Source organism: Streptococcus moroccensis (assembly GCF_030812835.1).
In the GTDB taxonomy this organism is placed as follows: Bacteria; Bacillota; Bacilli; order Lactobacillales; family Streptococcaceae; genus Streptococcus; species Streptococcus moroccensis.
The window spans coordinates 1-23134 of sequence record NZ_JAUSTM010000010.1 but is presented as its reverse complement, the minus strand read 5'-3'; the positions used below and the strand labels follow the sequence as shown (position 1 = coordinate 23134).

Here is a 23134-nt window from a genome sequence, read left to right as displayed (position 1 = left end):
GATGAAAATTCACCTTAGAAATGAAATTCAAATAGATGAAGAAACTGAAATTATCCTCCAAACCTTTGACGTAACAGTTCAGGAAAAAAAGAACTTTACCTACCTCATTTATCATAATGATGAAGGAGAAAAAGTGGTGTTAAAGCTTGATCAAGATGAGCTAGTGATGACCCGCTTTTCAGATCCAAAATCAATTATGCGTTTTGTAAGAGCAGAAGATGCGATCGTCACCGTTCCGACCCCTATGGGCTTACAACATTTGGTAACGCGAACGCATCAGCTCGTCTTCGATAAAAAAAATCAGAATGTTTTGCTTCACTATGATTTAAAACCACTAGATGGCAATCAGCTTTTTGCCTCCTATCAGATGATGATTTCCTGGCAATAGGCCATTGAAAATGTTTGGAAATTCATGAAAAAAACGAAAAAATAAATCTGAGAAGCTTGATTTTTCACCCTAAAGTGGTATAATATCACTTATATCAAGGGAGTAGCAGACGGTTCATCTGAACCGTGATTATGTCGTCAATACGAGTTTATCCGGCATAATCTTAAACAGCGAGACTTGTTTTATTAAACAGGTCTCTTTTCTTATGGAAAAGAGGCTAGAAAAAAAGGAGAAAAACAGTGTCAAAAGAACAATTGCGTGATAAGTTTTACACCTTATCAGAATCAGATGTCCTATCGAAACTCGATACGACCACTGATGGTTTGACCAGTGCCCAGGCTCAGGAGCGTTTAGCGACTTACGGCCGAAATGAATTAGAGGAAGCTGAAAAACGCACCCTCTTCCAAAAATTCCTTGACCAATTCAAGGACTTGATGATCATCATTCTCTTGGCAGCCGCAGGTCTGTCTGTCCTTACAGAGGGGATGCACGGTTTGACCGATGCCATCATTATCCTCTTGGTTGTTGTCTTGAACGCTGCCTTTGGGGTGTACCAAGAAGGCCAAGCAGAAGCAGCCATCGATGCCCTTAAGTCTATGTCTAGCCCAAGCGCGCGTGTTCTACGTGACGGCCACGCCAAAGAAGTAGACTCAAAAGAGTTGGTACCTGGTGATATCGTCATGTTAGAAGCTGGTGATGTTGTACCAGCCGATATGCGTCTCCTTGAAGCAAACTCCCTCAAGATTGAAGAAGCAGCCCTTACAGGTGAGTCTGTTCCAGTTGATAAAGATCTCTCTGTTGAATTATCAGAAGATGCTGGTATCGGTGACCGTCTCAATATGGGTTACCAAAACTCAAACGTAACCTATGGTCGTGGTTTGGGGGTTGTTACCAACACGGGTATGTACACAGAAGTTGGTCACATCGCTAACATGTTGGCTAACGCTGATGAGTCAGACACGCCACTCAAGCAAAACCTGCATCAGTTGTCTAAGATCTTGACCTATGCGGTCTTGGTGATTGCAGCGATTACCTTTGTCGTTTCTGTCTTTGTTCGTGGTGAAGCACCTCTCAATTCCTTGATGACTGCAGTTGCCCTTGCGGTAGCAGCCATTCCTGAAGGTCTTCCTGCGGTTGTAACAGTTGTCCTTTCTATGGGGACACAAGTTCTTGCCAAACGGAACTCCATTATCCGTAAATTACCAGCAGTTGAGACCCTCGGTTCAACTGAAATCATCGCATCTGACAAGACTGGTACTCTTACCATGAACAAGATGACGGTTGAGAAGATTTACCAAAATGGTACAATGGCTGATGCGGCAGAACCCATTTCTGAAAACAGCATGACCCTTCGTGTCATGAACTACGCTAACGATACCAAGTTTGACCAAGAAGGTAAATTGATCGGTGACCCGACTGAGACTGCCTTGGTTCAATTTGGATGGGATAAGCATTTTGATGTCCGTCAAGCACTTAAAGCTGAGCCACGTGTGGCTGAAATTCCATTTGATTCAGATCGTAAGCTCATGTCAACTCTCCACACGCAAGCAGATGGTCGTATCTTTGTAGCGGTTAAAGGTGCTCCAGACCAGCTCTTGAAACGTGTCACTCAAATTGAAATTGACGGACAAGTTCGTCCAATCACAGACGAAGACCGTGAAGAAATCCTTCGCGTCAACAAGTCTCTTGCTAAACAAGCCCTTCGTGTCCTCATGATGGCTTACAAGTATGAAGATTCAGTCCCTACTGACTTGACTTCTGAAACGGTTGAAAATAATCTTATCTTTGCTGGTTTGGTCGGTATGATTGACCCTGAGCGTCCAGAAGCAGCAGAAGCTGTTCGTGTGGCCAAAGAGGCTGGTATTCGTCCGATCATGATTACGGGTGACCACCAAGATACGGCAGAAGCGATTGCCAAACGTCTTGGTATCATTGACCCAACGGATACGGAAGACCATGTCTTCACCGGTGCAGAGCTTAACGAATTAACGGATGAAGAATTCCAAAAAGTCTTCAAACAATACTCTGTATACGCTCGTGTGTCACCAGAGCATAAGGTTCGTATCGTGAAAGCTTGGCAAAATGAAGGCAAAGTCGTTGCCATGACTGGTGACGGGGTTAACGATGCGCCGTCCCTTAAGACAGCTGACATTGGTATCGGTATGGGTATCACGGGTACTGAGGTATCTAAAGGTGCTTCTGACATGGTCCTTGCCGATGATAACTTTGCAACGATTATCGTAGCGGTTGAAGAAGGGCGTAAGGTCTTCTCCAACATCCAAAAAACAGTTCAGTACTTGCTTTCTGCCAATACCGCAGAAGTGCTCTGTATCTTCCTTGCAACTCTCTTTGGATGGGATGTCTTGGAGCCAGTTCACCTTCTTTGGATTAACTTGGTAACCGATACGCTTCCAGCGATTGCTCTTGGTATGGAACCAGCTGAGCCTGGTGTTATGCAGCACAAACCTCGTGGGCGTAATTCAAGTTTCTTCTCTGGTGGAGTCCTTGGAGCGATTGCCTACCAAGGTATCTTGCAGGCAGCTCTAGTTCTTGGGGTTTATGGTTACGCCATTGCTAACCCAGTTCACTCAACTTATACTGAAATTCATGCGGATGCCCTTACGATGGCCTATGCGACTCTTGGTCTTATCCAATTGGTACACGCCTTTAACGTTAAATCTGTTTACCAATCTGTCTTTACGGTAGGACCGTTCAAGAATAAGACCTTCAATATGGCTATTATCGGTTCATTGTTGCTTTTAGTAGCAACCCTTACCATTCCGTTCTTGGAAAAAATCTTCCACGTGTCACACCTTGACTTGTCACAGTGGGGTGTCGTCGTAGCAGGAAGTTTGGCTATGTTTGTCCTTGTTGAAATCGTGAAATTCGTACAACGCGCCTTAGGTATGGATAAGAAAGCTATCTAATCAACTGAATATGATATACTTATAGAAGCTAGGGCATTGGCCTAGCTTCTATTTGTTATTTTAAGGGAGTTGAAATGCAAGATCAATTAGTACTAAAATTAGCTATGGATAACTGTGTCTATACTGATGAGGAAATAAACTGGTGTTTAGAAAACATTGGCGATGTCAATCCGGATATCCGTGATGGTTTGGTTTACCTGTCGTTCTGTAAAATGATTGACGAAGAAAGATTGACGGTGGACCAGTTTAAAGCAATCGGTCAGTGGTGTCAATCAGAGCAATCCATTTATTCTAAGTTACCAGAGATGGGGGTGCCTACGCTAAAAAGGTCTTTTACAGCCTTGCTTCAAACCCTCTTGCTTTGGCCTGATGACAGGGATGGCAGTGCTTTTCAAGGAAAGTTATCACGGGCTGTGAGAGAGTATTTTTTTAAGACGGCACTAGAGTATCTACGTCTTGAAACAGATGATACAGCTTTGCATCCTGATTTTGGATGGGTTCATGCTTTTGCTCATGGAGCCGATCTTTTAGCAGTCGCCGCTTGTCATTCACAATTCCCGTCGATTCAGATGAATAAGGTATTAGAAGTGCTTGGTGACATTTTTCTAACACGACAGAGGCGCTTTGTAGGGGATGAGGAAGGACGATTGGCGGCTGTTATCATTCGGACAATTCTTCAGGGGAAACTATCTGTTCAAGGATTGATAGACTGGTTAAAAAAGGGGAATTTTTCGAATGAATTTATAGATGACTGGGATAGGCAACAATCGTTTCGTCTCTTTTTGCTACCAATCTATGTGGAGCTCGATCACGCTAATCTTCTCGAGGCATCTGACAAGGATGTCCTTTATGCATTGATTTAACTTCAGTAAAGGATGATGTTATGACTAAAATTATTGCTCATCGTGGCAGTAAAAGCAATCGCCCAGAGAATACAATCATAGCCTTTCAGGAGGCTCTGCGAGTTGGTGCTGATGGGATTGAGTTAGATGTTCACATGACAAAAGACGGTCATCTCATGGTGATCCATGATGAACGGATAGATCGCACAACTAGTGGACGGGGTCTGGTCAGGAAAATGACCATGGCTGACATCAAAGCCTTTGATGCGGGATCGTGGTTTTTTCCGGAGTTTTTCCGAGAACGAGTTCCAAGTTTAGAAGAAGTGCTTCTCTTTTTGGAGGAATCACAGTTTGACGGTGAGCTAAATATTGAAGTGAAGACTGACAAATACCCCTATTGTGGAATCGAAAAGGCGCTTTCAGAGCTCATGCAGTCTCGGCAGTGGTCCTTTGACTATTATTATTCGAGCTTTAACCTCTTTACCCTTTACAGGATGAGTAAGTTCGATTCAGGCATTGAGTTAGCCTTTCTGATGAAAGAAGAAAAGCATCTCATGTGGCTGGCGAACAAACTACCTTTTATTCAGACTTTACACCCGCATCGCAAAGCATTTTTCAAATCATTAACGATTTCTATTCCAAAAAGCTATCGCCTCTGGACGGTCAATCGAACAGAGGACATGCAAAAAGCCTTTAGACTGGGAGTCAAAGGCTTTTTCACAGATAACCCAGAAGAAGCTTTGCGGCAAAGAGAGTTAGATGAACTAAACACGACAATTGTTACATCACATGAAAAAAGTGAGCAGGCTGGGACATAAGTCCTAGCCTGCTCATCGTATATCAACTGTTCAACAAGAGGCAGTTTAACGCTCTTAATGAACTCCAACACTGTTAACGAGGTGCTGGAGTTACCCTGTTTCATACACTTTTGGAATAAAGCTATATCATGAAGAACACGATAGCGATATATTGTAAAACGGAGGCCAAGAGAATAAACAAATGCCAAATCATGTGGGAGTAGGGTCTTTTTCTAGCATAAAAGATGGCTCCAATAGTATAGGCAATCCCTCCAAACAACATGAGGAGGCTAAAAGTTGGATCTGCTTTTTGGAGAACAGCAGGCACGATAAAGATAATCAACCAACCCATAATGAGGTAGAGGGCCAGGCTAAAGCGCTCATTGATCGTTTTAACAAAAATTTTATAAAAAATACCAAATAAGGTAATTCCCCACTGAATGAAAATGATTAAATACCCCAACCATCCTTCAACCAGAGAGAGGGCGACAGGCGTGTAGGAACCTGCTATAGCAACATATATCATGCTGTGATCAATGAGCCGACAGATATACTTTTGTGGGGTGCCATAACCCATGGTATGATAGATAGTTGATGATAGAAACATGAGAAAGAGACTGATGACAAATATTGACATGCCGACGACAGCTTTTAAATCATAATGCAGATAAGCATAAGTAGCTGATATAGGTAGCAGAATAAGCATTGCTAGGGATCCAATAGCGTGGGTCACACTATTCGCAACCTCTTCTCCAAAGGATAATTGTCGGCTTAATTTATTTTGATTCATGATGTTGTCCTTCCAAGAGTAGCATTTGAGCAGTCGTTTGATGGTAAAGGGTTACTGTTTGACAAGCCAGTGAGATAACTTGAGGACAGGGACGTTCTTCAGGATGACATGTTTTGTCAAAACAGTGAATAAAGGCATCGTACAAGTATTCGGCATCATAATCTTTAGAAAGATTTTGAAGCATAGCGGTTAATTCTTGAATACTAAAGACTTCTTTTAAGAGTGAGATGACGACTAATTGGCCGATTTGATGTTTACCGTATTTTTTTTTGAAGGGTTTTTGAACATAGCCATGTTTTACATAATTATTAATCATCGAGGCTGTTAAGGGTTTTTGCAGGCTTGTTTCATAAGCTATTGCCATTAGCTCATTGACATAGAGCAAAACCTGGTCCAAATAGAGATCTATTGTAGGCAATTCCTTCCAATAAGGGAGAGAAGTCATTTTCATAAATCCTTTATCTAGTTTTGATAACTAGATTGTATAATATTTCAAAAAATAAATCAATGATTAATATTATATTTCTGACAAATCATAACGAATTAGCGCGTCAGACAATTCTTTTTTTAGGTATTTTTGGTAAAATTCCTGAAATTCTGGTTTGTCTTTGACATCTCTGTACCGCTTAGCAAGCTCATAATTAGGACCTGTCACCAGATGAGGATGTTGTTTTAGGAACTGGCGAATCATCTGCCACTCGCGCTTGTACCCCAAAGGTCTGGCCTGGTATCGAACCCCACCAATCACCCGATCGTGGCGGTGGTGGAGATGGCCAAAGACAACATCAGTGACCTGTCGTTGGACAAAGAGATTATGGAAACGAGGGCTGCCTAGAAAGGCATTGAAACGCTGAAAGTAAGGATGGTCTGGGATAAAGGACTGATGTGGTACAAAATGCATGGCTACAATCGCAGGCTGTTTCGCAACTAAGAGCAGTCTTTCCAACTTATCGAGGCTGTCCTTGGTGATCTCAGGATCGGACAAAGGTCTATCTAATTTACGGTCAAACCAATAGAAATTCTTGCTAGTCAGGTGTTCCTCGTCAGTTTTGGTCGTGTTAAAGCCATAATCATACCAGCCTGCAAGATGGATGAGAGACCGGCCGGGTAGTTCTAGGATTTGACCATCTTGTGCTTGGATGGTCTTTTCATCAAGCCCCAACATGTCGTGATTACCTAAATTATAGGTCAGATGGACATGCTGGGAGAGTTTTTCTAAAAAAGGCTTGGTAACATCTTCAAGGTCATTGGAAATATCACCAGCCAAGTGAAGATGGCTAATTTCCTTTTCCTTTAAAAGGGAGATCAAGGTGTTGTACTCAAAATCTCCAAAATCGTTTACATCAATGTGCAAATCACTCATAATAACTAGTTTTGTCATAGAACCATTATAACAAAAAAATAATGATAAAGAGATTTCCGATAGTTACGAGAGAAAGTTTAGAAGGATTTCCTTGCTCAAATTTTCCACTTTATTTCCTTTTTTTCTAAATTCTGCTAAAATAAATCTATGGATCTCAAGGAAAAAATTATTGAGCTCAGTCAGGAAATTGGGATTTCCAAGATTGGCTTTACGACGGCGGATGATTTCGCTTATCTGGAGAAGTCCCTTCGAGCTTCGGTCGAAGAGGGACGAAATTCTGGCTTTGAGCATAAAAACATCGAGGAGCGGATTCAACCGCGCCTCTCTTTGGCGTCCGCCAAAACCATTATCTCGATTGCGGTTGCCTATCCGCACAAGCTACCTGTTAATCCACCCAAGTCGCATTACAAGCGGGGGAAGTTCACGCCCAACTCTTGGGGACTGGATTACCACCACGTTCTGAAGGAAAAGCTGGACAAGCTGGCGCGTGGCATTGAAGCCTTGACCGCTGACTTTGAGTACAAGGGCATGGTCGATACCGGAGCTCTGGTTGATACGGCAGTGGCTAGACGGGCTGGGATTGGTTTTATCGGCAAAAATGGCTTGGTCATTTCCAAGGAATTTGGGTCCTATATGTTTTTGGGTGAGTTGATTACCAATCTAGAGATTGCACCAGATCAGCCGGTTGATTATGATTGTGGGGACTGTACGCGCTGTTTGGATGCCTGTCCGACCTCTTGCTTGATCGGGGATGGGACCATGAATGCTCGGCGTTGCCTCAGCTTTCAAACCCAGGATAAGGGCATGATGGACCTTGAGTTTCGCAAGAAAATTAAGACCGTCATCTATGGCTGTGACATCTGTCAAATTTGTTGTCCCTATAACAAGGGGATCAACAATCCCTTGGCAACAGAGATTGATCCAGAATTGGCCCATCCGGAGTTGATTCCTTTTTTGGAGCTCTCTAACGGCCAGTTTAAGACAAAGTTTGGGCATATTGCGGGTTCTTGGCGGGGGAAAAATATTCTCCAGCGCAATGCTATCATTGCTCTTGCTAATGCCAATGACCGCTCTGCCATTCCCAAAATCCTTGAAATCATCGACAAAGGGCAAAACGATATCCATGTTGCGACGGCTATCTGGGCTCTGGGCGAACTGGCTAAGCAGCCAAATGAAGCCATGATCCAGATGGTGGCAGATATCGACAGTGAGCACCCTGACATCCAAGCGGAGAGAAGTGCCTTCTTGGCAAAATACGCGCAGGTGTGATATAATAGCGAGATAGAGTAGAATGGAGGACTTATGGATACTGCTGAAATCAGACAAAAAATTGATGACAACCGTGCCAAATTAGCTTCATTCAGGGGGTCTCTTTGACTTAGATCGCCTGGAAGAAGACATCGCCATCTTGGAAAACAAGATGACGGAACCTGACTTTTGGAATGATAACATTGCAGCTCAGAAAACCTCTCAAGAGTTGAACGAGCTTAAAGCGACTTATGAAAACTTCCACAAGATGGATGAATTGCATGAGGAGAGTGAGCTTTACTTGGAGATGTTGGCTGAGGATGACAGTCTGAGAGACGATATAACTGCTCATTTAGCTGAGCTGGATCAGATGCTGACTAGCTACGAAATGACCCTGCTCTTGAGTGAACCCTATGATCACAACAATGCTATCTTGGAAATCCATCCAGGTTCTGGTGGGACAGAAGCCCAGGATTGGGGAGATATGCTCTTTCGCATGTACCAACGGTTTGGTAATGCCAAAGGCTTTGGTGTTGAAGTCATGGACTATCAAGCTGGAGATGAAGCCGGTATCAAGTCGGTGACCTTGAGTTTCACAGGACCAAATGCCTACGGTCTTTTGAAATCTGAGATGGGGGTTCACCGTCTAGTCCGGATTTCACCTTTTGATTCTGCCAAACGCCGTCACACGTCCTTTGCGTCTGTGGAAGTGATGCCAGAATTAGACGATACTATTGAAGTTGAGATTCGCGATGACGAAGTGAAAATGGACACCTTCCGTTCAGGTGGTGCTGGTGGTCAGAACGTCAACAAGGTTTCAACCGGTGTACGCTTAACCCACATCCCGACAGGGATTGTCACGCAGTCTACGGTTGACCGGACCCAGTATGGGAACCGTGATCGGGCTATGAAAATGCTCCAAGCTAAACTTTATCAGTTAGAGCAGGAGAAAAAAGCAGCCGAGGTGGACTCACTCAAAGGAGATAAAAAAGAAATTACATGGGGAAGTCAAATTCGTTCCTATGTTTTTACACCATATACCATGGTTAAAGATCACAGGAATAATTTTGAAGTCGCTCAAGTGGATAAAGTCATGGATGGGGATATCGATGGCTTTATCGATGCCTATCTTAAATGGCGTATCAGCTGATATTCCTTAAACACTTTTCATAACATGTGTTTTTGGAGATACTATCAAGAAAGGAGCTGCTTTAGCAGCTATAGCATACCATGGGAATTATAGAAATGCGTGACGTTGTCAAAAAATATGATAACGGAACTACAGCCCTTAGAGGAGTAAGTGTCAGTATTGAACCAGGAGAGTTTGCCTATATTGTTGGGCCTTCTGGTGCTGGCAAGTCCACTTTTATTCGTAGCCTTTACCGTGAGGTAAAAGTTGATAAAGGTCGTTTAAAAGTGGCAGGTTTTGATCTCTTAAAAATTAAGAAAAAAGAAATTCCTTATTTAAGACGATCTGTCGGTGTAGTCTTTCAAGACTATAAGCTTTTACCGCGTAAGACAGTGTATGAAAACATTGCTTATGCTATGCAAGTAATTGGAGAACGCCCTCATGTGATTAAAAAACGTGTTATGGAAGTTCTTGATCTGGTTGGATTGAAGCACAAAGTGCGTGCCTTTCCTAATGAATTATCAGGTGGTGAGCAACAACGGATTGCCATTGCGCGTGCCATTGCAAATAGTCCAAAAGTTTTGATTGCTGACGAGCCAACTGGGAACTTAGACCCAGAAAACTCTTGGGAGGTTATGAACCTTCTGGAGCGTATCAACTTGCAAGGCACTACGGTTTTAATGGCAACTCATAACAGCCAAATTGTAAATACCCTTCGTCATCGTGTGATCGCCATTGAAAATGGACGAGTTGTTCGAGACGAAGCAGAAGGAGAGTACGGTTATAATGATTAGAAGATTCTTCCGTCATCTCTGGGAGTCGATTTTGAGCCTCAAACGTAACGGATGGATGACAATTGCTGCCATCTCTTCTGTGACGATTACACTCACATTGGTTGGGATTTTTGCGTCTGTTATTTTAAATACGGCCAAAATCGCAACTGATATTGAAAACAATGTACGTATCAATGTTTTCTTGAGGGTTGATTCGACAGATAACCAGGAGACTAAAGTTAATGACATGGGAGAAACTGTTGCAAATGACAGTTACCACATTGTCTATGATCAGATTGCTGAAATGGAAAATATTGAGAGTATTACCTTTTCAAGCAAAGATGATCAATTAGAATTGCTAAAACAAAAAATGGGAGAGATATGGGGTTTGTTAGAGGGGGATGCAAATCCGCTTTACGACACCTATGTGGTTGATACAACTTCTCCAGAATACGTTAAAGATATAGCTGGTCAGATTGAAAAAATCAATGGTGTTGCCAAAGTCGAGTACGGCGGTGTCAATACAGAAAATCTCTTTAAATTAGCTAAAAACGTCCGTATATGGGGGTTGGTAGCAACTGTTCTTCTCTTATTTACAGCTGTCTTCTTGATTTCGAATACTGTTCGTATTACCATCATTTCTCGAAGCCGTGAAATCCAAATTATGCGACTAGTAGGAGCGAAAAATTCTTATATCCGTGGTCCATTCCTTTTGGAAGGTGGTTGGGTAGGACTTCTTGGAGCAATTGTTCCAGCGCTTCTCGTATACTTTGGCTACGATGTCGCCTATAAAGGATTTAACCCAAGCTTGATTCCTCAAAATCTTTCCATGATTGATCCTGTTTATTTTGTCCCAGGGATGATTATTGCCTTATTTATCATAGGGATTATCATTGGTTCATTAGGCTCAGTATTATCCATGAGACGTTACCTGAAAATTTAAGCCAAACAAAAAAACGACATTTGGGTCGTTTTTTTGTTTTTAAAGAGTTTCAAGAAAAGTCTTAATGATAGTAATCAGTTTTTCTTGCTGTTGGAGAGAAGTCAAAGTACTCTGCCCATCACCCTCTTGCTGACCATAGAGACCAAAGCCACTATGATTACCGCCTGGAATGGTCACATATTGCGTATTTTGTGGTAATCGTTCTTTCGCCTGGTCATATGCCCCCCAATCGAGGACTCGGTCGTTTTCAGCAGTGATTGAGAGAACACTGAGCTTAGATTGGCTCAAATCGGTTTTCTGACTAGGGTAGCTAGCTAGGAGAATCAGCCCATCAATTTCGCTATTAGATGAAGTAGCAGTGCTTGCTGCGACACCTCCTAAGGAATGCCCTATTAAATAGACCTTTTGCAAATCCTTTTGCTCGATGATTGAAAGGGCTTGGTTTTGATTGAGAATAGGAAGATTGACAGGACTTTTCAAGAGATAGACAGAAGATCCTTGCTCAGCTAATGACGCTGCTAAATAAGCATAGGCTTCAGTTTCAACAAGTCCTCCACCATAGATAATGAGGGGGGAAGAAGACTCGTGGCCGTGTTGAACTGTTGGTTCAAAATAGTAATAACTGCTTGTCTGCTGTTGAGCAAGTGACACCGCTTGTTGCGAAGATGGATCAGCTTTATAAGTCTTTAATCTAAGCCAACCTCCCGCTAAGAGGATGGGCACAGCAAGTACCAGAAAGGTGATAAGGCGTCTTTTTTGATGTTTGCGTTTTAATGGAACCATGGGTTGAACGTTTTCTCATGTGCTATTGTTGTATTTTGCCCGTGACCAGGATAGACCGTATAATGCTTAGGAAGACTGAAAAGATGCGTGATAATGCCTTCTTTAAGTTGAGAAAGGTTCCCTGTGTAGAGATCAGTACGTCCGATGCTTTCCTTGAAAAGGGCATCTCCAGTGATGACACACTCCTCTTTGTTAAAAATAAAGGAGACCCCACCGATCGAATGACCAGGTGTTGGAACTACAGTAAACTCAAAACCATCAAGCTGATAAGGTTTATGGAGGATAAAGCTTTCAGCAGGTGCTTCAATAATCAGATTTTCCATATCGTCGTGCCGTGGCAAGCCAGAAAGGTTTAGTTCTGGATTCGTCAGCCAATCCATTTCTTCAGCAGCGACATAGACCGTTGGTTGTCCAAAGGTATCATAGATCGCATCAAGACTCAGAATATGGTCATAATGAGTATGGGTCAAAAGAATAGCTGAAACAGGTTTTTGCAATTGGTAGATTTTTTCCTGTATTTTCTCACGATTGCTACCTGGGTCAATAACCATTAAATGACTGTCATTCTCTAAAATGTAAGTATTTTCACCAGCAACTTGGTTAACAATTTTAATGATATTCATACATCATCCTTTCAGTGTTTCGTAACCATCAACAACAAGTGAGAGGGCGCCTGTCTCAGGGTTGATGACCAATCCGTGGACAGGAACATCTTTGGGTAGAAGGGGGTGATTTTGAACCATACTCACATCATGGGAAACAGATTCAAAAACATCCTCAAACCCATTAAGCCAACTATCAAGATTAACGCCTGCATACTGCAACATCTTAAGGTCTTTTTCACTAACCCCACGCTCAATCATGTGTTGGGCGATAGAAGTGGTGTCAACCTGACTCATGCCACAATCCTTATGGCCCATAATAATAATCTCGTCTGCTTTAAGTTCGTAAACAGCTACGATTAAACTTCTCATGACCGAGCCAAATGGATGGCTTATAACTGCCCCAGCATTTTTAATGACTTTGACATCGCCATTAGATAGGTTGAGAGACTTTTGTGATAGTTCCACCAAGCGGGCATCCATACAGGTAACCATGACCACATTTTTTTCAGGAAATTTACTTTCCGTTTGATAGGGCAAGTAGGCCTGATTGGCCACAAATTCTTTATTAAAGGTCAGTATATCAGACAATAACGACATGAAATCCTCCTTTTTTTCAAAAAGAGGAAGCAATAGTGACTTCCTCAATCATCAATCCATTGTTGAGACAGCATTTTAGACAATTCCTACTTAAAATCTTCGAAAATAAAATAGAGTATTACCTAGGGAAGTTGTCTAAACTAACTAGTATTAACATAATGGTTGGCAAAAGCGACGTTTCTTAAAAATCTTCGATTTTAAGGTTTTAAGAAACGAGTGAAGTGTTTAGGCAATTCGCCGATAGCGATTGCCATTCTCGGAATAGGTGCATGGCACAGTTGTATCGAGTTACGACGTTATTATCCAATCTTCGACAATAAGATTGGATAATAACTATTGAGTCGTCTAGTCAAAGCTCCTGTATATTGGCTGAGCAATTACGACGTTACTTCAAAACCTTCGATGATAAGGCTTTGAAGTAACTAGTGAAGTGTTTAGGCAATTCGCCGATAGCGATTGCCGTTCTCGGAATAGGTGCTTTAGCACCATTCCGAGTTAACAATTTAAAACGCCCAATTCCCATCACGGAAGACTGGTTCACGCGTGCCGTCTTCAAGAATACCATCAATGTTCATGTCAGCACAGCCAATCATAAAATCAACATGGGCCGCAGATTGGTTAATGCCTGCTGCTGCGATTTCTTCAGGTGTCATGTCACCACCGCCTTCAATATTGGTTGGGTATGCGGCACCAAGGGCAACGTGGTTCGCTGCGTTCTCATCGTATAGGGTGTTGAAGAAGAGAAGTCCTGAGTTTGAAATAGGAGAGTCATGTGGAACAAGGGCAACTTCCCCTAAGAAGCGAGATCCTTCGTCCATCTCGATCAAGTTTTTCAACACATCATAGCCTTGCTCACATTCGAAATCAACGACAGCACCATCTTTGAAATGAAGTTTGAAACCATCGATAATGTTCCCTTGATAGGAAAGTGGCTTTTTATTGGACACATAGCCATTGACACCTGTTTTTTCAGCTGCGGTAAAGACTTCTTCAGTTGGCATGTTTGGTACGAATGACGTCCCTTTTTCATTGCGCCCGCCAGCAGCTACCCAAAGGTGAGTTTTAGGCAGTTCAATGGTTAAATCAGTACCGTCAGCAGTGTAGTGAAGGGCTTTATAATGTCTATTGTTAAGATGAGTCGCTTTTTCTGTCAAGCGATCGCGGTGCTCTTGCCATTCTTTAACAGGATCTTCAACTTTAATCCGTGTTGCTTCAAGCATGGCATCTAATAGCTTAGCAACAGCAGTATCTTCATCTGTTTCTTCAGGGAAGACCAGCTTAGCCCAGGCTGGAGAAGGATAGGCAGCGATGGTCCAAGCGTTCTTATCTGACATGACGCGGGAGCGGTAGTAAGTCATTTTCTCACCAGCAACCTTGGCTGCTGCAGCCAATTTTTCAGAGTCAATTCCGGCTAAAAGATCTGGGGCAGATGAGTTGATTCGAATCAGAACCACATTGTCATCTAGGTAGAAGTTCATCTCATCGATGATGTGTTGTGGCAGTTCAGAGTAATATTCTGTTGTTTGGTACTCTGCGTGAAGGCGTGTCATCGCATCATCGGTTAGTTTAACATGAACATCAGAGGCACCGAGTTTGTAGGCTTCTTCAACGACTAAGCGTGTCAGAGGGAGTGAATCTGTGCTACAGTTAATCCATACCCGTTGACCAGGTTGGACATTAGCACCTACCTGAGTAATAACTTGAGCATATTTGCGTAATCGCGCATCTAGTTGTGACATAAATTCTCCTTTTTGGGTAAAACCCGATTCAAATAATATAGTTACTATTTTAGCATAAAGATTAGCGATTTTCAGAATGAAACGATTCTTTTAACTTTGGGGTTAAGAAATAGATTCTAAGACTTGAATAAGAGCATTAACTGCTGGAGAGTGTTGCTGGTATTTTTTTGTGACTAAATAAAGATCTGTTGTAATGGCGGGCGAAAAGGGTTTGAAAACAAGGTTTGAATTTGTTAAGTCTAGCATATTTTCTAACCCCATTAAGAGGCCTATGCCTGTTTTAGCTAAAAAAACAGCATTATAAATCAGGTTATAGGTGGCCACAATCTTTAACTGACTTCCTAAAGGGCCGAAGTATTCAATGCGATGAGGGTCTTTCATAAATTGTTGGGAGGTGATGAGAGGAAGATCTCTCAGTAGTTCAGGACGAACGGCCTCTTCATCCGCCAGAGGATGATCCTTGGGCACAAAAAGACCAAAAGGGTGGGTAAATGGAAGTTTGTGATAGTTTAGCTCTGTTAGCATAGGAGGGTTGAGTAAGAGCCCTACATCGACTACACCAGTTTTGATACGCTGGAGAATCTGATCAGCATCTCCACTGTGAATATGGATATGCAGTTGAGAGTGCTCCTTTTGCAGGGTGGCTAGTTGTTGAGCTATGCTTTCCATTGAAGGCACTTCAGCGGCGCCAATAAAGAGGTCGCCTGCAAGGATATTATCGGCCTGTTTAAGGGTTATTTCTGTTTGCTCCACCAGCTGAAGAATTTCTTGGGCTTTTTCCTTAAAAAATTGTCCCTCTTCAGTCAGGGTTACCTGACGCTTGCCACGGATAAAGAGCTGTTTACCTAGCTGCACTTCCAGATCCTGCATCTGCTTTGATAAGGTAGATTGACTGATAAACAGCTGATCAGCAGCGCGTGTAAAATTACCAGCCCTTTCAATGGCTAAAAAATAGTGAAATAAACGGGTTTCAATCATTGTCTGTACCTCGTCGTTTTTTTCATTTTACTATAACTAAAAACGATTGTAAATTAAAATTAATAACTGTTGGAGATTTATCATTAAATCGCGTACAATAAAGTCAAACCATCTAAGGAGAAAACGATGTTTAAGAATCCCTATCCTGTTGACACTGTTATCCGTAAAGAACAAACCGTATTTAAAGCTATACATGAACAAGTTGCCCACAATCGCCCATATCAGAAAATCCTGCAAACGCCTACAGCCAGTACTGATGAGGTTGAGGCTGCCTTTAAAGCACTGACGGGACAAAATCTGGATGATTCGGTGTCCATAAGTTTACCTTTTTACACTGATTTTGGATCTCATATTAGTCTAGGAAAAAATGTTTTTATCAATACTGGTGTCATGTTTGTTGATTTAGGAGGGATCACGATTGAGGATGATGTGCTGATAGCTCCTTTTGTTAAAATCACAACTGTTAATCACCCGACAGATCCAAAAGATCGTCGAGGTGTTATCCTAAAGCCTGTTCACATTAAGAAAAATGCCTGGATTGGAGCAGGGGCCACCATTTTACCAGGCATAACAATTGGTGAGAATGCTATCGTCAGTGCTGGTGCTGTCGTTACCAAAGACGTTCCAGAAAACACCATTGTAGCAGGTATCCCAGCTAGGGTCATCAAATCCATTTGAGCTTATGCATCATACGACTATTTAAAATAACCAATAGTTTATGAGACCAACACATAAAAAGAAACTTGGATCAATCTTTGTTCCAAGTTTCTTTTTGATGCCATTTTATTCATAGGACTTGAACGGTTGGTCCTTTTTGGGATAGCGATCTGGTGTGATGCTTAATCCCATTTTATCCTTTTCATGCAAGAGCTCTTTTAAGAGTGAAACGGTTACTAGAATAAGGACGAATGAGAAGGGCAAAGCGACTGTTATCAGCACATTTTGCAGGGCTGTCAAACCTCCCGAGAGAAGGAGTGTAATGGCAATGACAGCTAGGCTAACCCCCCATATAATTTTAATACGGTTTGATGGGTTGAGTTTACCATCTTCAGAAAGCATGGCTAAGACATAAGTTGCCGAGTCTGCTGATGTAATAAAGAAACTGAAAATCAGGAAGATAGCAACGATAGATAAGAGAATACCGAGTGGGTAATGTTCAAAGGCAGCAAACAATAACTCTTCTGTATAAAATCCAGTTAAATCAATCCCGATGGTTTGCAGGTGAGTAGATAGGGTTCCAAAGGCAGAAAACCAGACAAAGCTGAGAGTACTTGGAACGAGAAGGACAACAGAAAGAAACTCACGGATGGTACGTCCTTTTGAAATGCGGGCGATAAAGACACCGACAAATGGTGACCAAGAAATCCACCAAGCCCAATAAAAAATTGTCCAAGTATTGATCCACTCTCGTTTTGAACCATCAAAAGCAGCAGCTCTAAAACTCATTTGGAAGAAATTTTGCAGATAAAGTCCAATACTATCTGTCAAGGTATTAAATATTTGAACAGTTGGTCCTAGAATAATAGCCAAAGCTAGAAGTGCAAGTGCCAGGATTAAATTTAAATTAGATAAAATTTTAACCCCTTTTCCCAAGCCGGATAAAGCAGAAACAATAAATAAAGCTGTTGTAATAAGAATAATAACAATTTGAACAACACTATTATTAGGTATGCCGAAGACCTGAGAAAGTCCCCCGTTGATTTGAGCAGCGCCAAATCCCAAGGTTGTGGCAACACCGATCACCGTTGCGATAATCGTTATTGTATCTATGAGGGTCGCAATCCAGCCTTCTGCCTTTTCCCCCAGAATCGGTTTTAAACTGACAGAGAGCAAGTATTTTTCTTGTTTCCGAAAACCAAAATAAGCCAAAGTGAGTGCCACTAAGGCATAGACAGCCCAAGCATGAAACCCCCAGTGGAAAAAGGTGAATCGAAAAGCATCTGCTAATGCCTGAGAAGAGACAAGTGGTGCACTAGGTGTGGAAATGGCGTAATGGCTTAGGGGCTCAGCTGCACCATAGAAGACGAGACCTATTCCCATTCCAGCAGAAAACATCATAGCAATCCAAGAGAGCGTACTGTGTTCCGGTTTAGAGTTTGGATGTCCTAGCCTTATTTGTCCTATAGGACTTGCGATTAAGAAAACACAGAAAATGAGGATACCAGTAACAAGCAAAAGATAAAGCCATCCAAAATTGTCAGTAATGCTTTGCCGTAATTGTCCGCTATAAACCTGGAATGATTTGGGGACAGCTAGGCCTAAAATGACCAAAATAAGTGTAATTGCCGCAGAAAAGCGGAAAACTTTTGTAATTTTTTTTGACATGACATTTCCTTTCTGCCTTCTATTATAACATAATTTAAAGACCTTCCTGAAAAAACAGAAAGGCGTAAATAAAGTCTTATTTGATATTCCTTGCAATAAACCGTTTCAAACCCATTTGCTGAACGATTGCTATAGCAATAGCTATGGTAAAAGCAGTGATAAAACTACTTTGAATATGGTCAATAGCTAAATGATCGGAGCCTGTTATAAAGAAATAAACAGCTCGATAAAAACTTAGACCGGGAATAAGTGGGAACATACTAGTTGCCAGGAAAATCGTAGCCGGTGCTCGTCTTTTCCTAGCCAGTATTCGAGATAAAAAGGCCACGATCAGTGCGGGAACAAAAACCGCTAGAGCCTCCATTTGAAAATAGTGCCAGAGGAGTCTATAAATACCCCAGGTTAGGCCTCCTAAAATGCCTAAATCAACAAAGTGCCTTTTTGGTGTTTGATAAAGAATAGAAAAGGCAACAGTACCAATTCCTGCAGCAATGATCTGGATAATCAGTTGTGGCCATGTTAATTGGTCAATAACAAAACTACTAGTCATTTGCTCAGCAAAAGGTAAAACAGCGATACTGACAGCGACCCCTGCAGAAATCGAACTACAGGTTAGAAGAGCAGACATGGTTAACGACAAGCCTGTAAAGTAATTATTTTGTGAAAATTCGCGTATGGCATTGACAAAGAAGGCTCCTGGAATCATGACCATTAAAGCTCCTAAGATGATTAAACTGCGGTGTTGACCTAACCCCCAAAAATAAAGAATGTTGGCAATCAATGCAACTGCAGTAGCACCAAAAATATTGAGTATAAAGCGTGTTTGAATATATGGGCTAATAACTTGAAAAAGCCAACCGAGTAGAGCTCCTGTTATCGCTGATGCCAGAGAATCTGTGGCTGTACTGCCCAAGGCTAGGGAAAATCCACCAGCCCCAAAAAAATAACCCAAGATAACTTGCCAATCGTTATGGAAACGAGAATTTTCAATATCTTTAAGGTCCTGATAAAGCTCTGTCAGATCATGGTTATCGTTTTGAGAAAGTTTACGTGAGAAGGTATTAACAGCTTCAAGTCGCCCAAGATTAATATTAGTTTCTGGAACAGTTGATGTCCGAGATTCGGAAAGACCTTTAGCATTCAAAGCAGAAACAATAATTGCACGGTTAACCACATAGCTGTCAAACTGTTCTAATCCGAGGGCATTGGCAATTCGTAGCATTGTTTCCTCGACACGGTATATCTCTGCGCCACTTTCTAAAAGAATTTTGCCCGCTAGTAGGACCAAATCCATTTCAGAGTATTTCGTTATTTTTTTCATTAAAAAGAAACCTTTCTGTCATCATCTATTATAAAAGGTATTGTTACGTTTGACAATTGTTTTTTCCAGTTTCTTTTTAATTTTGAAATCTCTTTAAAAAATTCTTCCTGCCTTTTAACTTTACAAATGAATAAAAATATCATAGAATTGTATAAATAAACAACTACATTTGGAAAGGAACCCTATGCAACTGCCTGTTTTTGGTGTTGAAGAATGGTTAAATCAGCATGAAAAGTCGGCCATATATGACATTGCTGGCGTTTCGATTGCTTCCCTGACCATAGAAGAAATCATTGCTCTGGGACCGTTATCACGAGAAAACTTCTTTGACCAGTTGGTTAGGAAAAAGATGGATTACGGCTGGATTGAAGGCTCTCCAGAATTTAAGGAGGTTGTTAGCCAATTATACAAGCAGCAGTCCCCTCACAACATCCTCCAGACCAATGGTGCGACGGGTGCTAATTTTCTTGTTCTTTATGCTCTGCTAGAAGCAGGGGACCATGTCATTTCTCTCTATCCTAGTTATCAGCAACTCTACGATATTCCTAAATCTTTAGGATGTGATGTGGAGTTTTGGGTTGCCCGGGAGGAGAACGATTGGTTGCCAGATCTTGAAGAATTAAAAGGGATGATCCGGCCTAACACGAAGATGATCTGCATCAACAATGCCAACAATCCAACTGGAGCTGTCATGGATAAAGCATTTCTCACAGAGCTAGTTGCGGTCGCTCGTTCGGTAGGAGCATATATTCTATCTGATGAGGTTTACCATCCCCTTACCGATGAAATAGAGTATGAAGCCATCTGTGATCTCTATGAGAAGGGCATTTCAACAGATAGTCTATCAAAAACCTACTCTATACCGGGAGTTCGAGTCGGATGGGTGGTAGCCAGTCAAGAAATGACTGATATCCTCCGCCATTATCGTGATTACACCTTAATTTGTGCAGGTGTCTTTGATGATTTTACTGCTACCTATGCTTTAAAAAATCGTGCTGCTTTACTGGAGCGGAATCGTCAACTGCTCAGCAATAATCTGGCTATTTTAAAACATTGGGTCGAGAGTGAACCGAAAGCAGCTTTATCAGGTCCAGCCTTTGTGTCAACTAGTTTTGTTCGTTTGGATGTTCCAATGCCGATAGAGGAATTTTGCTGTCAATTACTGGAAGAAACAGGCGTTCTAGTTGTTCCTGGAAATCGCTTTGGATATGAAGGCTACATACGTATCGGCTACTGTTGTCAGGAAGATGTCCTCAAAGAGGGATTGAGCAGGCTTTCAGACTTTATTGCAAAACACTAGAGAGCATAAGGGGAAACGAAACCCTTTATTCGCTCAATATAATCAAAATAATCAAAAGAAAATATAAAAAAGGAGAAACCAAAATGTTTCTAAAAAAAATAAGTTTAATGAGCCTCAGTTTGCTTGCTGTTTTCGGTTTAGCCGCTTGTTCTGGCAGTTCTAATAACAACGAGGATACCTCCTTATCAGATATTAAGGATTCAGGGAAGTTGGTTGTTGCAGTAAGTCCTGATTACCCACCCTTTGAGTTTCAAAGCCTTATTGATGGTAAGAATGAAGTCGTTGGTGCTGACATTGATTTAGCTCAGAAGATTGCAGACAAATTGGGCGTGACTTTAGAGATTTCAACCATGAGTTTTGATAACGTTCTTTCAAGCGTTCAATCAGGTAAAGCTGATTTGGCCATTTCAGGTCTTTCTTATACGGAAGAGAGAGCCAAGACCTTTGATTTTTCCGAGTCCTATTATGAAACTGAAAATGCTATTTTGATTAGAGCTGAAGACCTTGATCAATACACCAGTCTTGAAGACTTCAAGGGCAAGAATATCAACGTCTTGAAAGGATCCATTGAGGAGAGACTAGCTAAGGAACAATTAGCAGACAGTCATATAGTGGCTTTGCCTAATATGGGAACTGCAATTAATGAACTGAAAACTGGTAAAGCTGATGCTGTTGATTTAGAGGGACCTGTTGCCGAGGGATATGTTGCTCAAAACCCAGACTTAGCCATTGCTAAGGTTTCTCTCAAAGTCGAAGATGGAGATGCCAAGGCTGTTGCCATGGCAAAGGGCAGTACCGCCTTGAAACAAGCGGTCGATGAAGTGATTGCAGAGTTAAAAGAATCTGGAGAGTACCAGACCTATCTTGATAAAGCTAATCAATTAACAGTTGTCGAATAATGAGGAAGGCCACTTTTTGGAAAACAAGGAGTGGTCTTTAATCCTTATCAAATTGGTTGTAAAAAACGAAAGGGTTAGAAAGTATAGTGATTAGGGCAAAACGCATGACCTGACTTAAAACAAGATCGACCTATAACAGGATATGCCTTTGAATGAAATAGCCAGCGAAGGAAACAAATTCTCATCGGTTTCCCTTGTCAAAAAGCACTAATTCTGATAGACTATAGTAGTTGCCACTCTTAGTGTAATGGATATCACGCAAGATTCCGGTTCTTGAGATGGGGGTTCGATTCCCTCAGAGTGGATTAATTTGTCCCTCGGCAGTTTAGCCAATAAATCATCAACCACAAAGCCCTCTCTAGAATTATACACCTAATGAGGGCTTGTGGTTGTTTTTCATATGTGATGGGTGATGACCAAGTAATCAACTTAGTCTGATTCTACTTTCTGAGAACATCAGCCATCCTTGAAATACATGTTCTAATAAAAGTAGACATCTCAGAGCCTCATACAGTTATCTGTCTTACACAAAGAAAAAAATTAATTTGGATGAAGTTATCTTTATATAGTGAACGTGAACACGAGAGTTCTTTAAGACCATATTCGTTAAATGATACGACACATACTGATACCCCAAAAAATATTATTAAAATGTCTCAAAAAGATAACACTAGATACCCAATAGTGATTCTTTATAAAAACAGCGAGCTAGACGGCTTTTTTTGCCTACACATAAACACTGGTTCCAAAGAGTACAGTTATTATCAAAGTGATTATGTGCTTATAAGGGGCTTCTCTATCGACGATACCTTGAGAAATCAAGGATACGCCTCTAATGCCCTGCCTGGAATATTTGACTTCATTGATTCCAGTTTAAAACTAGAGATTAACCATATTGTATTGACTGTCAACGAACAAAATTCACTAGCTCAAAAAGCATATAAAAATTTAGGATTTGTGACCGTAAAAAGAGATTTTGAAGGAAAAAAAGGGAAACTAAAGATTATGGTAAAAAGCAGAAATCAGTCACGATAGGAGATAGTGTTTCAGCTGAGTTTATCAAAAAAGATGATACGGTCAATACTTTTCCCTGAGGTCATCTGTAGCGGACAAAGAAAATACTCATTTAAAACCTGTTTCATACTCATTATCCTCTCACAAAATGAAATGGAACTAACTTTTTGAGGCTGTCCCACTCCCTTAGCTAAATTTCAAGTAGAAGTTAGCCATTTTTAAGAAACTGTGCAGGAGACAAATAGTTCAGTATTTTCTTAGGATAATGATTGATCCAATTTTCGATGAAAGCGACCTGTTTCTGGGTCGTTTTCTTAGTTCCTTTAGGCAACCATCGTCTAATGAGCCGATTATGGTTCTCATTGGTCCCTCT

At 41.4% G+C, this 23134-nt stretch carries 22 protein-coding genes, 1 tRNA gene and 1 pseudogene; 13 read left to right on the top strand and 11 right to left on the bottom strand.

Going from position 1 to position 23134, the window contains the following annotated elements; all coding sequences use genetic code 11:
- The first annotated feature begins 1 nt into the window (after nt 1).
- The 4 genes from J2S23_RS05995 (at nt 2) to J2S23_RS05980 (ending at nt 4975) form a co-directional block, all read left to right on the top strand.
- Nucleotides 2-388 carry a YwiB family protein gene (locus tag J2S23_RS05995; RefSeq protein ID WP_307121846.1) on the top strand — a complete coding sequence of 129 codons (387 nt, stop codon included), beginning with the start codon at nt 2-4 and terminating at the stop codon, nt 386-388.
- Between the two features lie 239 nt (nt 389-627).
- On the top strand, nt 628-3315 hold the full coding sequence (locus J2S23_RS05990; protein WP_307121845.1) for a cation-translocating P-type ATPase: 2688 nt from the start codon (nt 628-630) through the stop codon (nt 3313-3315).
- Between the two features lie 74 nt (nt 3316-3389).
- Complete coding sequence (locus J2S23_RS05985) at nt 3390-4178, top strand: DUF2785 domain-containing protein (protein WP_307121844.1); 789 nt, start codon at nt 3390-3392, stop codon at nt 4176-4178.
- Between the two features lie 20 nt (nt 4179-4198).
- The gene (locus J2S23_RS05980; protein WP_307121843.1) at nt 4199-4975 is read left to right on the top strand and encodes a glycerophosphodiester phosphodiesterase; all 777 of its coding nucleotides are present in this window, start codon (nt 4199-4201) and stop codon (nt 4973-4975) included.
- Between the two features lie 121 nt (nt 4976-5096).
- On the opposite strand, the gene trhA is transcribed toward J2S23_RS05980, so the two are convergent.
- The 3 genes from trhA to J2S23_RS05965 all read right to left on the bottom strand — a co-directional run bounded on the left by trhA (nt 5097) and on the right by J2S23_RS05965 (nt 7125).
- Nucleotides 5097-5744, bottom strand: a complete 648-nt coding sequence (gene trhA, locus J2S23_RS05975; protein WP_307121842.1) for a PAQR family membrane homeostasis protein TrhA — start codon at nt 5742-5744, stop codon at nt 5097-5099.
- On the bottom strand, nt 5731-6195 hold the full coding sequence (locus J2S23_RS05970) for a DUF1836 domain-containing protein (RefSeq protein WP_307121841.1): 465 nt from the start codon (nt 6193-6195) through the stop codon (nt 5731-5733). The genes trhA and J2S23_RS05970 overlap by 14 nt, the downstream gene beginning before the upstream one ends.
- 66 nt (nt 6196-6261) lie before the next feature.
- Nucleotides 6262-7125, bottom strand: coding sequence for a metallophosphoesterase (locus tag J2S23_RS05965; RefSeq protein WP_307121840.1), 864 nt, complete (start codon nt 7123-7125; stop codon nt 6262-6264).
- A gap of 129 nt (nt 7126-7254) precedes the next feature.
- On the opposite strand from J2S23_RS05965, the gene queG reads away from it, so the two are divergent.
- The 4 genes from queG to ftsX all read left to right on the top strand — a co-directional run bounded on the left by queG (nt 7255) and on the right by ftsX (nt 11200).
- Entirely contained in the window at nt 7255-8376 is a 1122-nt protein-coding gene (queG, locus tag J2S23_RS05960; protein ID WP_307121839.1) for a tRNA epoxyqueuosine(34) reductase QueG, read from the top strand.
- A gap of 33 nt (nt 8377-8409) precedes the next feature.
- Nucleotides 8410-9505 (top strand): peptide chain release factor 2 gene (gene prfB, locus J2S23_RS05955; protein ID WP_307121838.1). Its coding sequence is split into 2 segments (ribosomal slippage): nt 8410-8481 and nt 8483-9505, totalling 1095 coding nucleotides; the frame shifts between segments, so codons are not numbered across the junction.
- An 80-nt stretch (nt 9506-9585) separates the two neighbouring features.
- Nucleotides 9586-10278, top strand: a complete 693-nt coding sequence (gene ftsE, locus J2S23_RS05950) for a cell division ATP-binding protein FtsE (protein ID WP_307121837.1) — start codon at nt 9586-9588, stop codon at nt 10276-10278.
- Nucleotides 10271-11200 carry a permease-like cell division protein FtsX gene (gene ftsX, locus J2S23_RS05945; protein WP_307121836.1) on the top strand — a complete coding sequence of 310 codons (930 nt, stop codon included), beginning with the start codon at nt 10271-10273 and terminating at the stop codon, nt 11198-11200. The genes ftsE and ftsX overlap by 8 nt, the downstream gene beginning before the upstream one ends.
- A 39-nt stretch (nt 11201-11239) precedes the next feature.
- Here the strand turns inward: ftsX and J2S23_RS05940 are convergent, their stop codons facing one another.
- The 5 genes from J2S23_RS05940 to J2S23_RS05920 all read right to left on the bottom strand — a co-directional run bounded on the left by J2S23_RS05940 (nt 11240) and on the right by J2S23_RS05920 (nt 15902).
- A complete protein-coding gene (locus J2S23_RS05940) occupies nt 11240-11983 on the bottom strand; it encodes an alpha/beta hydrolase (RefSeq protein ID WP_307121835.1) in 744 nt (247 codons plus the stop codon).
- The gene (locus J2S23_RS05935) at nt 11971-12606 is read right to left on the bottom strand and encodes an MBL fold metallo-hydrolase (RefSeq protein WP_307121834.1); all 636 of its coding nucleotides are present in this window, start codon (nt 12604-12606) and stop codon (nt 11971-11973) included. Before J2S23_RS05935 ends, J2S23_RS05940 begins: the two co-directional genes overlap by 13 nt.
- A gap of 3 nt (nt 12607-12609) precedes the next feature.
- Nucleotides 12610-13185, bottom strand: coding sequence for a beta-class carbonic anhydrase (locus J2S23_RS05930; RefSeq protein ID WP_307121833.1), 576 nt, complete (start codon nt 13183-13185; stop codon nt 12610-12612).
- A 503-nt stretch (nt 13186-13688) separates the two neighbouring features.
- A complete protein-coding gene (locus J2S23_RS05925) occupies nt 13689-14924 on the bottom strand; it encodes an aminopeptidase (protein ID WP_307121832.1) in 1236 nt (411 codons plus the stop codon).
- A gap of 102 nt (nt 14925-15026) precedes the next feature.
- The gene (locus tag J2S23_RS05920) at nt 15027-15902 is read right to left on the bottom strand and encodes a LysR family transcriptional regulator (RefSeq protein ID WP_307121831.1); all 876 of its coding nucleotides are present in this window, start codon (nt 15900-15902) and stop codon (nt 15027-15029) included.
- Nucleotides 15903-16028: 126 nt separating this feature from the next.
- On the opposite strand from J2S23_RS05920, the gene J2S23_RS05915 reads away from it, so the two are divergent.
- Complete coding sequence (locus J2S23_RS05915; protein ID WP_307121830.1) at nt 16029-16580, top strand: sugar O-acetyltransferase; 552 nt, start codon at nt 16029-16031, stop codon at nt 16578-16580.
- A gap of 105 nt (nt 16581-16685) precedes the next feature.
- Here J2S23_RS05915 and J2S23_RS05910 read toward each other — a convergent pair whose 3' ends face one another.
- Complete coding sequence (locus J2S23_RS05910; RefSeq protein ID WP_307121829.1) at nt 16686-18227, bottom strand: BCCT family transporter; 1542 nt, start codon at nt 18225-18227, stop codon at nt 16686-16688.
- A gap of 76 nt (nt 18228-18303) precedes the next feature.
- Entirely contained in the window at nt 18304-19548 is a 1245-nt protein-coding gene (locus tag J2S23_RS05905; protein WP_307121828.1) for a threonine/serine exporter family protein, read from the bottom strand.
- Between the two features lie 184 nt (nt 19549-19732).
- On the opposite strand from J2S23_RS05905, the gene J2S23_RS05900 reads away from it, so the two are divergent.
- From J2S23_RS05900 to J2S23_RS05885, 4 genes are all read left to right on the top strand, one after another.
- Entirely contained in the window at nt 19733-20848 is a 1116-nt protein-coding gene (locus J2S23_RS05900) for an aminotransferase (protein WP_307121827.1), read from the top strand.
- Nucleotides 20849-20931: 83 nt separating this feature from the next.
- Nucleotides 20932-21747 carry an ABC transporter substrate-binding protein gene (locus J2S23_RS05895; protein ID WP_307121826.1) on the top strand — a complete coding sequence of 272 codons (816 nt, stop codon included), beginning with the start codon at nt 20932-20934 and terminating at the stop codon, nt 21745-21747.
- 233 nt (nt 21748-21980) lie between these two features.
- A tRNA-Arg gene (locus J2S23_RS05890) sits at nt 21981-22052 on the top strand.
- 244 nt (nt 22053-22296) lie between these two features.
- Nucleotides 22297-22782, top strand: coding sequence for a GNAT family N-acetyltransferase (locus J2S23_RS05885; protein WP_307121825.1), 486 nt, complete (start codon nt 22297-22299; stop codon nt 22780-22782).
- 187 nt (nt 22783-22969) lie between these two features.
- Here the strand turns inward: J2S23_RS05885 and J2S23_RS05880 are convergent.
- Nucleotides 22970-23134: pseudogene (locus J2S23_RS05880) on the bottom strand (IS30 family transposase); the annotation flags it as partial.

Bases quoted from the DNA above. Each gene is read 5' to 3' on its own strand.
- queG (WP_307121839.1), top strand. From the start codon at position 7,255: ATGGATCTCAAGGAAAAAATTATTGAGCTCAGTCAGGAAATTGGGATT.
- J2S23_RS05980 (WP_307121843.1), top strand. From the start codon at position 4,199: ATGACTAAAATTATTGCTCATCGTGGCAGTAAAAGCAATCGCCCAGAG.
- J2S23_RS05900 (WP_307121827.1), top strand. From the start codon at position 19,733: ATGCAACTGCCTGTTTTTGGTGTTGAAGAATGGTTAAATCAGCATGAA.
- J2S23_RS05985 (WP_307121844.1), top strand. From the start codon at position 3,390: ATGCAAGATCAATTAGTACTAAAATTAGCTATGGATAACTGTGTCTAT.
- J2S23_RS05940 (WP_307121835.1), bottom strand. From the start codon at position 11,983: ATGGTTCCATTAAAACGCAAACATCAAAAAAGACGCCTTATCACCTTT.
- J2S23_RS05885 (WP_307121825.1), top strand. From the start codon at position 22,297: ATGAAGTTATCTTTATATAGTGAACGTGAACACGAGAGTTCTTTAAGA.
- J2S23_RS05935 (WP_307121834.1), bottom strand. From the start codon at position 12,606: ATGAATATCATTAAAATTGTTAACCAAGTTGCTGGTGAAAATACTTAC.
- J2S23_RS05925 (WP_307121832.1), bottom strand. From the start codon at position 14,924: ATGTCACAACTAGATGCGCGATTACGCAAATATGCTCAAGTTATTACT.
- J2S23_RS05965 (WP_307121840.1), bottom strand. From the start codon at position 7,125: ATGACAAAACTAGTTATTATGAGTGATTTGCACATTGATGTAAACGAT.
- J2S23_RS05970 (WP_307121841.1), bottom strand. From the start codon at position 6,195: ATGAAAATGACTTCTCTCCCTTATTGGAAGGAATTGCCTACAATAGAT.
- J2S23_RS05905 (WP_307121828.1), bottom strand. From the start codon at position 19,548: ATGAAAAAAATAACGAAATACTCTGAAATGGATTTGGTCCTACTAGCG.
- J2S23_RS05930 (WP_307121833.1), bottom strand. From the start codon at position 13,185: ATGTCGTTATTGTCTGATATACTGACCTTTAATAAAGAATTTGTGGCC.
- trhA (WP_307121842.1), bottom strand. From the start codon at position 5,744: ATGAATCAAAATAAATTAAGCCGACAATTATCCTTTGGAGAAGAGGTT.
- J2S23_RS05915 (WP_307121830.1), top strand. From the start codon at position 16,029: ATGTTTAAGAATCCCTATCCTGTTGACACTGTTATCCGTAAAGAACAA.
- J2S23_RS05920 (WP_307121831.1), bottom strand. From the start codon at position 15,902: ATGATTGAAACCCGTTTATTTCACTATTTTTTAGCCATTGAAAGGGCT.
- J2S23_RS05910 (WP_307121829.1), bottom strand. From the start codon at position 18,227: ATGTCAAAAAAAATTACAAAAGTTTTCCGCTTTTCTGCGGCAATTACA.
- J2S23_RS05995 (WP_307121846.1), top strand. From the start codon at position 2: ATGAAAATTCACCTTAGAAATGAAATTCAAATAGATGAAGAAACTGAA.
- J2S23_RS05895 (WP_307121826.1), top strand. From the start codon at position 20,932: ATGTTTCTAAAAAAAATAAGTTTAATGAGCCTCAGTTTGCTTGCTGTT.
- ftsX (WP_307121836.1), top strand. From the start codon at position 10,271: ATGATTAGAAGATTCTTCCGTCATCTCTGGGAGTCGATTTTGAGCCTC.
- ftsE (WP_307121837.1), top strand. From the start codon at position 9,586: ATGGGAATTATAGAAATGCGTGACGTTGTCAAAAAATATGATAACGGA.